Annotated in this window: 9 protein-coding genes and 2 pseudogenes; 5 read left to right on the top strand and 6 right to left on the bottom strand. The window is 50.1% G+C overall.

The features are described 5' to 3' along the window. Positions 1-306: 306 nt before the first annotated feature. From AC0L6S_RS14860 to AC0L6S_RS14850, 3 genes and pseudogenes are all read right to left on the bottom strand, one after another. Complete coding sequence (locus AC0L6S_RS14860) at positions 307-1,974, bottom strand: PQQ-dependent sugar dehydrogenase (RefSeq protein WP_473424860.1); 1,668 nt, start codon at positions 1,972-1,974, stop codon at positions 307-309. A gap of 558 nt (positions 1,975-2,532) precedes the next feature. Continuing rightward, complete coding sequence (locus tag AC0L6S_RS14855) at positions 2,533-2,877, bottom strand: magnesium chelatase subunit ChlI family protein (protein WP_473428607.1); 345 nt, start codon at positions 2,875-2,877, stop codon at positions 2,533-2,535. Further along, positions 2,860-2,985, bottom strand: a pseudogene (locus AC0L6S_RS14850) (ATP-binding protein); the annotation flags it as partial. The gene AC0L6S_RS14855 and the pseudogene AC0L6S_RS14850, both read right to left, overlap by 18 nt. Before the next feature lie 92 nt (positions 2,986-3,077). Here AC0L6S_RS14850 and AC0L6S_RS14845 point away from each other — a divergent pair. After that, positions 3,078-3,449 (top strand): helix-turn-helix domain-containing protein, encoded by a 372-nt coding sequence (locus tag AC0L6S_RS14845; protein ID WP_473424857.1) that lies wholly within the window; start codon positions 3,078-3,080, stop codon positions 3,447-3,449. Between the two features lie 206 nt (positions 3,450-3,655). Here AC0L6S_RS14845 and AC0L6S_RS14840 read toward each other — a convergent pair whose 3' ends face one another. Both AC0L6S_RS14840 and AC0L6S_RS14835 read right to left on the bottom strand, forming a co-directional pair. Continuing rightward, positions 3,656-3,778 carry a YHYH domain-containing protein gene (locus tag AC0L6S_RS14840; RefSeq protein ID WP_473424853.1) on the bottom strand — a complete coding sequence of 41 codons (123 nt, stop codon included), beginning with the start codon at positions 3,776-3,778 and terminating at the stop codon, positions 3,656-3,658. 170 nt (positions 3,779-3,948) lie between these two features. After that, positions 3,949-4,398: a hypothetical protein gene (locus AC0L6S_RS14835; RefSeq protein WP_473424850.1), complete on the bottom strand. Its 450-nt coding sequence runs from the start codon at positions 4,396-4,398 to the stop codon at positions 3,949-3,951. Positions 4,399-4,514: 116 nt separating this feature from the next. Between AC0L6S_RS14835 and AC0L6S_RS14830 the strand changes: the two are divergent. Next, positions 4,515-5,381, top strand: a pseudogene (locus tag AC0L6S_RS14830) (transposase); the annotation flags it as partial. 416 nt (positions 5,382-5,797) lie between these two features. Here the strand turns inward: AC0L6S_RS14830 and csrA are convergent. Further along, a complete protein-coding gene (csrA, locus tag AC0L6S_RS14825) occupies positions 5,798-5,980 on the bottom strand; it encodes a carbon storage regulator CsrA (RefSeq protein ID WP_473424848.1) in 183 nt (60 codons plus the stop codon). A 1,171-nt stretch (positions 5,981-7,151) separates the two neighbouring features. Here csrA and AC0L6S_RS14820 point away from each other — a divergent pair. The 3 genes from AC0L6S_RS14820 (at position 7,152) to AC0L6S_RS14810 (ending at position 13,805) form a co-directional block, all read left to right on the top strand. Further along, complete coding sequence (locus tag AC0L6S_RS14820; RefSeq protein ID WP_473424846.1) at positions 7,152-8,375, top strand: sulfotransferase family protein; 1,224 nt, start codon at positions 7,152-7,154, stop codon at positions 8,373-8,375. Positions 8,376-8,457: 82 nt separating this feature from the next. After that, positions 8,458-9,234, top strand: a complete 777-nt coding sequence (locus AC0L6S_RS14815) for a prolipoprotein diacylglyceryl transferase family protein (protein WP_473424843.1) — start codon at positions 8,458-8,460, stop codon at positions 9,232-9,234. 701 nt (positions 9,235-9,935) lie between these two features. Continuing rightward, positions 9,936-13,805, top strand: a complete 3,870-nt coding sequence (locus tag AC0L6S_RS14810) for a thrombospondin type 3 repeat-containing protein (protein ID WP_473424840.1) — start codon at positions 9,936-9,938, stop codon at positions 13,803-13,805. Positions 13,806-13,944: the final 139 nt, after the last annotated feature.

The raw sequence follows: 13,944 nt of genomic DNA, 5'->3' as shown, positions 1-13,944 counted from the left end.
CCCCTATTCCAGAAGGGTGGTGCGATGGCAGGGGGGGTGGTGGGAAGGGGGATGCAGAGCAGAAAGCCTGGCGGCTAACCCTTCTTGCACTATTATGGTGCATCAAGGGGTGCGCTTAGTTCATCCATATTAAATGCCCAGGTAAACTTGAGCCGACACTATCTGGGACGGAGGGCGAGGTGCTCGAGATGTGTGTACCGGACGCTTTCCAGCAACCTGAGCTTTTCCTGGTATAGTGATCGTTGTCGGAGCTAACACGCGGTGTCCAACACTGGCTGGCCCAACTGCGGCGCAAATAGTATTGAATCAAGGTTTATTCTTTGTCGCCTCCTCCATCATATATTCGACAATCTGGGACAGACCGACGTCACTACAGGAACTACAAAAGCCACGCGGAGGCATACCATTGTAGCCGTAGATCACATGCTCTCTCACCACGCTTGGCGGTTTGTTCATAATGACCTCCCAGGCGGCGTAATCGCCCAGTGAGGGTGCATCGGTGGCGTCAGGGTCGTGACACCCTGAGCAGGCTAGGTCATAGTATGTCTTCAGCGGATGTTCGGTTGTCCATTCGGACTCACTGCGGATGTTGAACGGCTTATTGGATTGCGGCTTACGTTCCATAGATTCTTTCACCTCGGTTTCCAGTGCGAGCCGCGGACGCACTTCGGCGGGTACTTCTTTGCGGTAAAGTCGATGTAAACCTGTCGTTTGCGATAGAATGTATATGGCCCCGTCCGGCCCCTCTTTGATATCACGAATTCGTCCACCGACTCCTTGCAATATGGGATAGGCAGAGCGCACTACTGTTCCATCGAGGTCCAATTTGGCTACATGCTCACCCTTCAGCGCAGTGACAAATACGTGGCCGTCCCATTCTGGAAACATGGATCCGCGGTAAACCAATACCTTCGAGGCAGCAATTGAGGGAAGAAAATAATACAGTGGCTGTTCGATGCCATCGCCATGAGTCCCTTTTCCAAAGGGTGCCGCCGATGCGTAATATGCACCATAGCTGACAGTCGGCCATCCGTAGTCACCGCCAGGTACGATGAGATTGAGCTCGTCTCCGCCGAGTGGTCCGTGTTCCACCTCCAGTAGAATCCCTCGTTTTGAATCATAGTGCAGGCCTTGCGCATTGCGGGTGCCTGCGGCAAAGATACGCGGGTCCCAACCTTCACGATCGATAAAGGGGTTGTCTGCCGGAACGCCCCCGTCATCAGTGATTCGGAGTATTTTTCCTTCCAGGCTGCTGCCTTGCCTGGGTTCTTCACTTTCGTTGCCACGATCGCCAATGGAGACGTACAAATGCTTCTCATCATCAAACTCCAGGGCCCCGCCGAAGTTCGAAACAGCCCAACTGTAATTGTCATAGTTGAGCAGGGGCGTGACATTTTCGAGCGTCGTTCCATTGAGCACACCCGTAGCTACTTCAGTCTGGGTATACTTGGCGGAGTCGGGGTGTTGTTTCGCATAGGAAATGTACACCCGGTTATTTTGATCAAAATCAGGGTGAAGTTCGATATCCATAAGACCCATCTGGTCGAAACCGGTGGCAATTTCCGGCATTCCCTTTATGGACTGAAATGTTCCGGTTTCGAGGTTGACCCTGGACAGCTCACCGCTGTTCTGCGTTAGAAGAATCTCAGTCTCGCTAATAAATTCGAATGCCCATGGGTAGCCGATTTGTCGAATCAGGTGCTGTATGGAAGCATCCCTGATATTAAGTTCGGAAATTGATCGTAATGCCTCCTCCTCATAGGGGGGAGGAATGCCCGCCTCTTGGAAATAGGATTGCTCGCTTTCGGGTTCTACATGGGCTGGTGCCGGAGCTTCAGAGGCAGGGGCCATTTCAGTGGCCGCATCGTTCTCGCCACTGGAGCAACTGCCCAGCGCCAGCAACACCAGGCAGTAAAGCCACCAGAGCGATATGCTCGGGACGCGACTATTTTCATTGAAGGTTAAGGCTGCCATGGTGGTTCCAGTTGCTAGATATAAGGAGGGGGCTTTAGTATACCAAATATGTGATCTCGGATAGGTGCACGCTACGGCCTTGCGGTGCCAGGTGTGGCAAGACGGGGCGTTCGGTCCGTTTCTCTCAGGGTGAGCCAGGGTTCTATCGAGAGCCTGCACCGCGTTATTTTCATTCGCTGGGCTATATGGGCAGAGCTTTCCGAGCCAGGAAAATTTGGTGAGCTCGGCAATAGAAATGGGCGGGAGCACGACGGTGGAAACAACACGGCCGAGGTTGAATAACCGGAGCAGATCTATTCAATGAAATAATAAGAACTGGGACAGATCCATTTAACTGAATCTCTGCCGGGATAATCGGTCGGGGTGCTGCGGTATCCGCCACGGACACCTGACCTACGAGATTGCGCTGCCCTGGTGGTAGGGCCTTACCCGGGCAACTGCCACGCACCGAGATTTGCCTCGATCCCAAGCTAACGCGGTGCCCGTATGACTGACCACGCAATGTCAGCCCAATCGGCAACAACGCGCTCGGTTCTAATTGTGTCAGGTTGGCGTGTTTTATGATCCGCGATAGCCCAGCGCTTCGCTGAGGTGTGTCATGCCAATCTCATCACTGCTCTGCAAATCTGCAATCGTGCGCGCCACACGCAGTGTGCGGTGCAGGCCTCTGCCAGACAGGCGCATTTTCTCCGCAGCAGTTTCAAGTGATGCCTTCTCTGGGCTACCCAGTGTGCAAGTACTCGCTAACTCTTGTGGAGAGAGCTGTGCATTGGGGATGCCCTGGCGTTGTATCTGACGTGCGCGACTGCTGTGGACCCTGGCGCTGACGGCGGCGGAGTCCTCGCCGGCATGAAGTGGGTTCAGTAAATCACCCGGTGGTAGCCGGTTAACCTGCGCATGCAGGTCAATGCGATCCAGCAGTGGGCCAGATACGCGCGCGCGATAGCGCTGTATCTGGTCGGGTGTGCAGCGGCAGGCTCGCGCCGGGTCGCCAAAATAGCCGCAGGGGCATAGTTGCGTTGCCTTTTTGCCAGTTTAGATTAAAGGTAGAAAAATCAAGGCCTTATGGATATCCGACCTCTTTTGAGACCATCGGAAATCATGTGAAGGCAGTCAGATTGGACCGTGGGTTGCTGCAGCGTGACGCGGCAGAGATGGTCGGATGTACCATCGATTCCATCTTAAACTGGGAAAAATACAGCATGGAGCCCGCTCTCAAGTACATGCCAGGTATCATCAAGTTCCTGGGTTACAGTCCTTGGTCGAGCGCCCTGACTTTTGAACAAAAAATAATCACATGGCGCAAAAACCGAGGCATTTCTCAAGCTCAGCTAGCAACAGAGTTGGCAGTTGATCCCTCATCAATCTCGAAGCTAGAAGCAAAGCTATCTATGAACGCGCAGTTTCGTGATGCATTGATAAGAAGGATTGAGAGGTGCATGGGCATTTTTCGTACAAAAAACGAATCGTTTTGATGTTTGAACCCTCCCAGTAATGGGCGGGTGTTGTGAGAGATTGAAGCACTGCTGCGGAGAAAATGAATTTGTACATCGTTGTGCGCTAACGCGCGCACAGGAGGGTGGGATATTGAGAGACCGGCAAAGACCCTGGCAAACTACAGGTTTGCTCAGGCCCTTGGTTTTCTTTCGGCTCCTATTCGGTGTTCTACTGTCGGGGAAACTCAGTGGCAGTGATACGGCTTGGTGCCAGCGTGACATCCATCCGCATCCGTGCCACCAGAGTGAGCCTGGACGAACGAGACTGCCAAGAATGATGCAAAAATTACAGCGATAACTCTTTTCATAGAAACTTCCTTTTGTCATGAATTGAGACGAGTTTTAACCCTGTTCATCCTAGGGTCAAAGCCAGTCTATAGGCATTTGTATTCATTTGACATAGTGAAATTCTGGGTTTCTTTGACAGATTTTCTTACCGAGAACAGGGTTTTGGTGCCCATTCCACGATAGCGGTCGATCAATCGCCTGAACCAGCGTCCTCGGCAAACTGGATGGATGCCTCTGTGTCTGGAAGTTTCATAACAGATGGCTGACCGTGGTTACTGTAAAAATCTCGCTTTGCACGCATTTTGTGATTGGTGCATTCAGCCATATGATGATCGGAGCGATAAATGTTGCAACCCTCCGGTGGTATATACTGATTGGCAAAGGCTTGTCGCAGTGCTTGTTCAATATCCACTTGTTGCCTTTCCTCTACTGCGAGGCTTTGTCTTTCAATCTGCCGCTGTTCTGATTGCGCCTTGACCGAATCCTGTCGCGCCTGATTCTTCGCTAGTAACTCTTCAGTGAATTCGTTCATGGTCGTGATAGCAGTTTTTGTAACGTAGTCGATATAGGCGACACGAATACCAAACACGATCAAGCTGGCAATCAGAATACCGAAGGCGACTTGAAGTGAGGTTTTCATGGCGACCCTATTATCTTCTCGTCAGTCACGTTATCGCTGTGCTAGGAGCCTGTCGGATTTAGCGACAGCATTAATATAGAATAAGCCCATCGTACCAAGAAGGGGTCGAAACCACCATGTCAGGCAAGTTCCAGCCGATCAATCGAGATACCGCATACCTGCTGCCGCCATCACTGCAAGACTGGCTTCCAGAGAAACACCTGGCCCGCTTCGTGGTCGACATTGTCGATCAACTCGACTTGAGTGAATTGGTAACCCGCTATGGAGGCGGTGGAAAACAACCTTATCTCCCTGCGGTGTTATTGGCGTTGTTGTTCTACGGTTATGCGACCGGGATATTCTCCAGTCGCAAGTTGGAGCAAGCGACCCACGACTCGGTTGCCTTTCGTTTTATCACAGGAGATACGCACCCTGACCATGACACGATTGCCACCTTCCGCAAGCGATTTCTGCCTGAACTGGAAGGTCTGTTTGTACAGATGCTGGTGGTTGCCAGGGTGATGGGCGTCTTCAAGTTGGGGAAGGTCAGTCTGGACGGCACCAAGATCAAAGCCAATGCCAGTAAGCACAAGGCAATGAGTTGGGGTTATGCGAATAAACTGGAAGAGCAGCTTCGTCGCGAGGTACAGGAACTGCTCAGGCGTGCTGAACAAGCTGATAGCGAAGATGACCCGGAGATAGACATACCGGATGAACTGGCGCGCCGGGAGGATCGGCTGGCAGCCATCAAGAAAGCCAAAGACGAGATTGAACGGCGCGCACAAGAACGCTTTGAGGCCGAACAGGCGGAGTACGAGGCAACGCTCAAACAGCGTCGAGACAAAGAAGTCGAGACTGGCAAGAAAGCCCGGGGACGAGAGCCCAAGCCGCCCGAGCCTGGACCACGGGATAAAGATCAGATCAACTTTACAGATGGAGAGTCACGCATCATGGCGTCCTCGGAAGGGTTTGTGCAAGGCTACAATGCACAAGCTGCCGTTGATCAGATCAATGACCGCGATGCGGCCCACAAAACCGATGCTCGACGACTGACTCCGGAGGAACATGCTGCCAACTACCAAGTTAATAGATCCCAGCTCACTTCTAACCCACGACTCGTCATTGTTTTTGACGATGTGATTACTACTGGGTCGAGCTATATGGGGATGCGCAAAGTGCTGTCCATGGCTTACCCCCAAGCGGAGATCCACGGCATGTTTATCGCCAGGTGTGTCCATGATGATGTTATTGGGGAAATTGATTGGGGTCTGTAAGAGCCTTCGCTCAATTTCAATCGTTTGGCATGGGAAGCGCCCCCGTCTAACGTGAGCAGTTGCTTCACGACTGGCAGTTATAGCACCCTTTGGTCCAAGTTGAGCCGCTGTTGCTAGTCCATGATCGAGATATAGAACTAGCGGCTTTATGTGTCCGGCTCGTTATTGGTTTGTGTAGACTTATTTTGGATTTCTTCGCGTATTATGGGTACATAATCAGGGGCTTCAATCCCAATTTTTACTTGACCACTATTTATGCGTAGGACTGTTATTCGAACGTCACTACCCGCGATAATTCCTTCATTCTTTTTGCGTGTGAGTACGAGCATGCTGGACTCCTTTCGTTTATGAGATTGTATAATTCCCCCATCCATTTTCCAGTAGTCGACTGGATTTGATTGAATCTGGCATATGCCTGTTCAAACTATCACAAAATGGGTAGGTCGCGAGGCCAGTTCTATTTTCAATTCCAGTCCGCCTGTTCTTGTAAATGAGCTATTCTGCTTTAGGCGGGCAGCAAATTGAATTGCGGAAAATCAGTAGGTTCCCTCTGTGATCCGTTTCTGTACTTCTGCTTCAAATTTCCTGAGGTATTCGCGAACATGTTTTCCCTAGCAGACGGATCTTGCTCTGTAGGAATAACCTTATTCCGTGGCTCAGATGAAAATCGAGAAAGTTTAGATATTCGGGAATTAAATGTACCATGACAATTTTGACGACTTGGCCCGTTGCATGCTGCCCAGTGCCGATCATAATATAGCGCTACACACTTTACTCGAGATTCCGGTTGGGAGGCGAGAGGGTCAGTCTTGGAGGCAGAGCTGCCTGACTTGGAGATTGCAACGGAATCATTGGTTCTACTCAATGGCGCTTTTCAGCTAGATTGCTGGTCTTGGTAAAATTGGTGGATGAGTGATTCAACCTCTGCTATAGGTGTGCCATAGACTGCTTGGGATCTGCTGACTATCTCCTGGACTGAGTCTGCATCTCCTTCATCAGTAGCCACCCAAGGTACTGCTAGATTAAAGTCGTACTGCGCTTGTTCGGCGCGGACATCGGCAATCGGAGTGTGGGTGAGGGGAAGGGGAGGGGTTACTCGCCTCTTTTTGTGCGTTTCGGAGCATGCATGTCAGCGTGCATCCTGTCCTCGGGCTTAAGTTTAGTCTCGATCCATACCCAGGTAGGATCATGTTGCTCAGAATTCGATCAACTTTCGATTTGCTCTTTGCTATGATGCAATCCCTTTTTTTGCTCTAGCTCCAAAAGGTTCTGCACATTCTTTTATTTTCCGGGTAATGTCAGCGATACTGTGATCAAGGCAGCTCCGGCATACGGACCACTGAGCGAGCAATTTTCAGGTTGATTGTAGTAGAGTGCAAGCACTCTAAGACAAAATAACGGCCTATCCGAACCGATGCTAAAAATTCCCAAGTTAGTTAAAAAGGCAGATGCGTTATCTGTCTCATCCGCAACCCACTGCCTGGGTTCGAGGTGGCGACCGTGACAACCAGACAACCATTCGTGGTCAGATTGACGAATCTGGCTGGGCGTCAATTTCAGAAGCGGGGATATGTGGTGCCAGCCCTAGAGCCAGAATCGCTGGTACAAGCTGCAATATCTAAGACCAGTCTCGACGATTTTGGGGATACCTCATTCGAGTTGGGACTGACGCAGCTGCTCAAGGCACTCAATGGTCAGGCGAAACTGTCCCAGGTCGGTAGGATCGTCGCCCATTTAAACATTCTCGACTACCTGTGCGTTCGCCTGAAACTTGTTCAATATCGGAAAGAAAGGCCCGAGGTCAGTGAACAAAAGATAAGCCAGCCTCTTTTTATACTTGGTCTGCCTCGAAGCGGCACTTCCATTCTTTATGAACTCATTGCTCAGGACCCGGCTATGCGATCGCCGTCAAGCTGGGAAGTTGCTAAACCAACACCTCCACCGCAGCAAGACAACTATCTTCACGATAAGCGGATTCGGGGAGTAGATTTACAACTAGGATTCTCGGAAAAGCTGTCCCCAGGTTTTCGGGCGATTCACTCGATCGGAGCTCGGCTACCGCAGGAGTGTGTATACATGTTCTCGTCGCACTTTATGAGCGAGCAATATGGGTACATGTACAATATTCCGGAGTATCGTGACTGGATGCTGTCACAGGATATGGCCCCTACCTACCAATGGCATCAACAGTTCCTTCAGCATCTACAGATCGATTTCTCGGCTGAACGCTGGGTACTGAAAACTCCATCGCATATAGCGTACTTGGACAACCTGTTGGCTCAATACCCTGATGCACTGATCGTTTGGACTCATCGAGATCCTTTGGATGCTACGGCGTCATTCTCCAGTCTTGTCACAACATTGCAACGCGGCTTTAGCGATGATGTTTCACCGACTACAGTGGCTAGGTATGAAGTAAAGCACATGTCACGACTTGTTCATCGAGGGATGGAGCAGCGGCGACAGCTTGATAGAGGTCAGTTCTTCGACGTTGGATTCGGAGCAATCTGTGAAGACCCTGTCTCAGTGGTAAGAAAAATTTACCATCATTTTGGTTTTGAATTAGCTGAGTTGGCAGAACAGGCCATGGTCACCTACCTGCGGCACCGGCCGAGGGACCTGTATGGCAATCATAATTATTCATATGAACAATTTGGTCTGGGAGGCGCTGCGGACCGGGTGTTGTTTCAGGAGTATATCCACAGTTATGGGCGCGTATTTTGATCAAGTGCTTTTCTCTGCTGCGCCTTCCCGAGTACACTTTACTTTTCTTGGCACGCCAAAGTGATGACAGACGGTATTAGACATGCATCCACATGAATTTCTTGGTCTAGACCCTTCAGTCGCGATACTAGTAATCGTCGCGCTTGTCTCCACAGCTTTCGTAATGTACTACTTAGGGAAAGAGTCGCCGCGCTGGCGCCTGCTGATGCTTCAATTGGCTATAGGCTTAGTTGCAGTGATCGGCGCAAAGCTGCTATCGCTGTATGAACGAGACTGGTCACTTTTCGGAAAATATTTTTACGAATTGCGGACGGGCTGGCGTTATCCTGGAGCGTTGATTGCGATAGTTTTATGCGGGCCATTGTTAAAGCGCCTAATAATTCCCGGCCTCTCGCTGCGAAGGTATTTGGACGTACTTGCCATTGGGGTAGCGCTGGGTATGGCGCTATATAGAATCCAGTGTGTTCTGATTGGTTGCTGTGTCGGAGGAATCTGCGAAAACAGCTTGTGTATAAGCTATGCGCGAGGTAGTGCTGTCTGGCAACAACAGGTGCAGGCGGGCCTGATTTCCAGTGATGCCATTCGGAGTTTACCGGTTATGCCCTTGCATTTCTATTTTATGGGGATGTCTGCAGTGATTACCATATTCCTGCTGTGGTTTGATCGACGGCGTTCTTTTGATGGGCAAATTGCCTTATTGTTCCTAGTGTGCCACGAGGGGGTCAAACTTATCTTAGAGTGGTTCCGCGTGCCCAGGTTTGAGCTGCTAATGATTGTCTCGGCGACGTTCTTGGTTGTCGGCTTGATAGGACTGGTCGCGGGCCGTTATCTAGAACGTGGTTCAAAGGCAGCTGCCTAAAGTCCACGATCGCTCACGCCCAAAAGAGGGGCGTGTAGATCTGCCTCGCCAGGCAGATGAGCCGCCCCCTTTGGTTTTGCAGCGGACGATCAAAGCCGTAAAACCAGCCATGCTATCTCTTTGTGCCTGCAGGTCAAATCAGTAAGTGTGGTGGGTCATATGCCGCCACTGTATTCGGATATTCAGCTCTAGCCTAGCTTGACATCTCTAGGCTATCTGCTATAAATTATTATAAAATTTTTCGCCAAACAAGGAGTGTTGTGTGAAGTTACACCCCGCTTGGAATTTTATCCCTCGTCAACTGCGCCGAATACTGTCTAAAATTTTTCCTGACTATCTGTCTCGCATTAGCAGATATAGACTAGTGCAACGTAGTTTTCACCGTGGACTCCCGTTGATGGGGTTTCTCGTTTTTTCGATGCTACTTACAGCGCACCCTAGTTATTCTCAGCAGCAGTTTCCCTATGAGCGAACTGAGAAGAAGAAACCCGATGGCCCCCAGACACCAGAGTTGTCCGGATTCTCCCAGATAGAAAGACGCTCAGATCCAGCAGCAGACGACTCACTCCAATCGTCACCCAACGAGGGTGAAGATGGGCGAGGTCATCCCAGTGCAATGAGTATGCCAAAAGCTATTAATTCGGCACCGGTTGATATAGTCCCCGGTGAACCTGGCCGTTCTAGATAGGGAAGTCATTTAGATGAATAGACCCAAGTTTTGGTTGTCTGCAGGCTTTGTTTTTGCCGCTAGTTTAGCGTGGTCGGCGGACGAACAGCGGGATTATTACGCTGAGCCGGGCCTCAATCCCACTCCAATTTCGCGGGGGCAGGATGCCACTGAAAACATCGACCTGTTCAGCGGCAATATCCAATTACAGTATTTGGACCTTACTGTTCCAGGTAATGGCGGGATGGACATTAATATAACGCGCGTATACAACGTGCCGCAGGAAGATCCGACGTACGGCAGTGCCTTTGGTTATGGTTGGACGATGCATTTCGGGCGTATCACCATACCCAGTGGCTACGCCGGAGAGTTGTGTGGGGATATCTTAAACTGGGGTGTGGGCGATACTACTTTCAACCCTTCAATAGAAATGCCCAACGGTGCACGCGAGGTCCTGTACCAAAGCTCGTTTCAGGTCGGTACCTACCTTACGAAAACAAACTGGAAGGCGGAGTGCGTTGACGAAAATCAGCCAGAACTCGGCCTCATCGTGACCTCCCCGAACGGGGTGGAGTACTCGATGACAGAGCCTATGACACTGTACGGAATTGACGATGGCCAAAATCCGCCGTTGGCTGCTTCCACATGGCTCACCAATCGCATTGAAGATGCGGATGGCAACTACATCGATATAGATTACTTGACTATTTCTACTGGGTTGAAAGTTCCGGTGAGTCTAGATACTAGGGATAATCGTCAAGTGTCTTTGGGCTATGTCGATGGCGCGGGGGCGAATGCTGGGCCGGCGAGTGCTAGTGCGCGTCTAGATACGATTTCAGCATACGGCCAGACATGGCGATATGAGTACGATGATCTGCATGATGACCTAGCAGGACCTGGTTGGAACTCTGATAATCATTTCAACCTCAAACGTGTTGTTAGGCCTGATGGTTCCGATTGGGAGTACGAGTATGGGGCCACCGCAGGTCTGCCCGCCTACAACCGCGTGACGGAAGTTACCTACCCTTCTGAAGGGAAGGTGAACTATACATATCAATGGGTGTACCCCTACCTGCCCGAGCCTACTCTCAAAATCAGTGCAATCCAATCCAAGACACAGACGCAGACGACTTCGGCATCTGAAGAAGGTACATGGACCTACGAATTTAGCCCGGGCGGCGCGACATTGGCAGCACTATTGTATAGCCCCGGCATTGCGGGACTGCCAAGCAGCACCAAACTTGATGTCACTGAAATCACGACACCCGATGGGAAGGAGCGTGCGTACCATGTGGGGTACTGGACATTAACATCGGGCTACGGATTACTTTTCTTGATTGGGACGAATTTGGAGCATCAGTACCTTAATTCGGCGCAAGAGGTGATTCGCAGCACATATGGCAGTTGGAATACCCGCATAGTTTCTAATCAACAGGTGAAAAACTCCATTCGTCCACAACTTAACGATGCAAATACCTATACGAGAGATATAACCTTTGAAGTTGTTTGGGAGCGCGGAGAAGGGTTGGCAGGTCAGTATTCACCTGATGCACGAACTACGCAATACGCCAATCATGATGATTTTGGTAATCCCCGGATTATCACGGAGTACGCAAAGTATGGCCCCAACGACAACCGTGTGACCACGCTGACTTATTTGAACGATACTTCCAAATGGTTTATTGGCTTACCTGTGAGTGAAACGGTTACTGAAGGAGCGGTTGGTCCGGTAATCAACACCGCAACTAGAGAGTACTGGCCTAACAACCGACGACTAAAGTCAGAGGATGTTAATGGTGTAGTCACACAGTACACGTACACCAGCACTGGTGACGTGAATGTAGTCACAGATGCTCGTAACAATGACACGGTATATAGCAGTTATTACCGGGGTATCCCGAGATCGGTGGTATACCCCGACACGACCTCTCTAAGCCGCCTAGTCAAGAATAGCGGCCCTGTCAGATCGGAGACATCGGGACGTGGTTATACTACCTTATTCTTCTACGATGGCCTGAACCGTCTTACTGGTATTGATTATCCACGCGGGACTGATGTATCAATAGTTTGGGGGGATACGTTCAAGCGCTTGACTAGGGGCAGCTACGAGGAAAGAGTTGATTGGGACGGCTTTGGGCGCGATGTCAAAGTAACCCGCACAGATATACAGACCGGCTCCACTTACGCCAGGGTTTATGAATACGATCCATTGGGTCGAAAGACCTTTGAGTCCGACTCAGAGTCGACATCAGTGGGAGTCAACTACGAATATAATGAGCTCGGGTTGTTGAAAAAAATCACTAACCAAGACGGCACTTTCAAGCGTATCGATTACTATTTCGGCTACTCCAATGAAACTCATTTCGATGAAAAAGGCCAAAATTCGGACTACTACTATCAGTTCTTTGGCGCATCAGGCGAAAAATACCTGTACACGGCTTATTCTCTAAACGGCGATATCCTAACCCAGATTACACGAGATGCAATGGGGCGAACCTTGAGTGTTGGCCAGTATGGCTGGGACTTTAGGGGAGCGACTGGATACTCAGGATTTGTTCAGGACTACGACTACAACACAAATTTCTATTTGCAAAGTATCGCCAGTCCTCATGATATTGGAACAACCGTGTACGGTCGTGATCTATTGGGAAATATGACCTCCAAGACGGTGGGCACCAGTAATACAACTTATTATAACTATGATGCGATGAATCGAATAGATGATATTGACTACATCGATGATTCAATCGACGTAGATTATTCTTATGATGCAGACGGCAATTTGGAGATAGTGAGTAACAGCTTCTCAACTGTTACGTATGGATATGATGAAAACGGGAACCTGAACGGCGAAGATATTCAAATAGGCACTACTAATTATCCGGTCGTCTACGGTATTGATGTTTTGGATAACGTCTCAACCATTACCTACCCTTCCGGCCGATCGATAAACTACGCACCCGATGCGCTGGGTCGTCCTACCCAAGCAACTCCGTATCTGACCGACGTGACCTACTATCCCGATGGCACACTGGAAAGCATGGTTTATGCCAACGGTTTGGCAACCACGTATACCCGGACCACTCGCAAGTGGATCGACACTATCAAAGTCGGTACTTTGGTGGATCTCGACTACGGCTACGATGACAATGGCAATATCGACCAGATCGCGGACCTGGACGTGCCGGCCAAGACTCGAAATATGACCTATGACGGCATCAACCGATTGAAGACCGTCTCCGGTGGTTGGGGGACATCCGTGTATGAATATGACTTATTAAACACGTTCACGCGAAAGAGTGATCCGTCGCAGGTATTCGCCGCGGATCAGTATTATTTCCCCAACAACCTTAGACTCAATAGATTGCAGAATAACTCGGGAACAGGAGGCAAGGAGCGCCTCTTCGGATACGATGAATATGGCAACATCAGCTCCAGTCTTGACGCTGATTACGACCCGATTCTGGGCGTATACACAGCCTATCTTACCGCGAGAGACTACATGTTTGATGACGCAGGTAATTTGAGGTACACGGTCCGCACAGCCAAGGACGATTTTGGTACCACAGTCCCGTTGCGCTCTGGGGAGTTCTATTCGGAGTACGATGGCAATAACATGCGTGTCAAAAAGATTAACGTATCAGACGGAGACCGGGAGTCAGAGTACGTGTACTCAAAGGCCGGGGTATTGCTGGGAGAATATGAATCTTCAGGTGTGCTCTATGGGAACGAGTACTTTTACCTTGGCACCCAGCAGATAGCGTCCGCCGTAACAACATTCGTTGATACCGATGGTGATGGTATCGGAGATGAGGCAGACAACTGCCCCGACATTGCAAATCCTGACCAGGCGGATACTGATGAAGATGGGACCGGCGATGTATGTCAACCGGTGGGGTGCTAGTCTATGTATTCTCGCATAACTGCAGCTAGTGATCGATACTACCCTGAAGTCTATTCGACAACTGGCAACTTTCCATGTTGCAGTCACTCTTCCCTGAAAAGGGTTGTTTGTAGCGCTAAATGTGAAAGCACAGAGGTGA

This window comes from Halioglobus sp. D3-4 (assembly GCF_055809315.1).
This window is presented reverse-complemented; position numbering and strand designations above follow the sequence as displayed.

Bases quoted from the DNA above. Each gene is read 5' to 3' on its own strand.
- AC0L6S_RS14860 (WP_473424860.1), bottom strand. From the start codon at position 1,974: ATGGCAGCCTTAACCTTCAATGAAAATAGTCGCGTCCCGAGCATATCG.
- AC0L6S_RS14840 (WP_473424853.1), bottom strand. From the start codon at position 3,778: ATGAAAAGAGTTATCGCTGTAATTTTTGCATCATTCTTGGCAGTCTCG.
- AC0L6S_RS14835 (WP_473424850.1), bottom strand. From the start codon at position 4,398: ATGAAAACCTCACTTCAAGTCGCCTTCGGTATTCTGATTGCCAGCTTG.
- csrA (WP_473424848.1), bottom strand. From the start codon at position 5,980: ATGCTCGTACTCACACGCAAAAAGAATGAAGGAATTATCGCGGGTAGT.
- AC0L6S_RS14815 (WP_473424843.1), top strand. From the start codon at position 8,458: ATGCATCCACATGAATTTCTTGGTCTAGACCCTTCAGTCGCGATACTA.
- AC0L6S_RS14810 (WP_473424840.1), top strand. From the start codon at position 9,936: ATGAATAGACCCAAGTTTTGGTTGTCTGCAGGCTTTGTTTTTGCCGCT.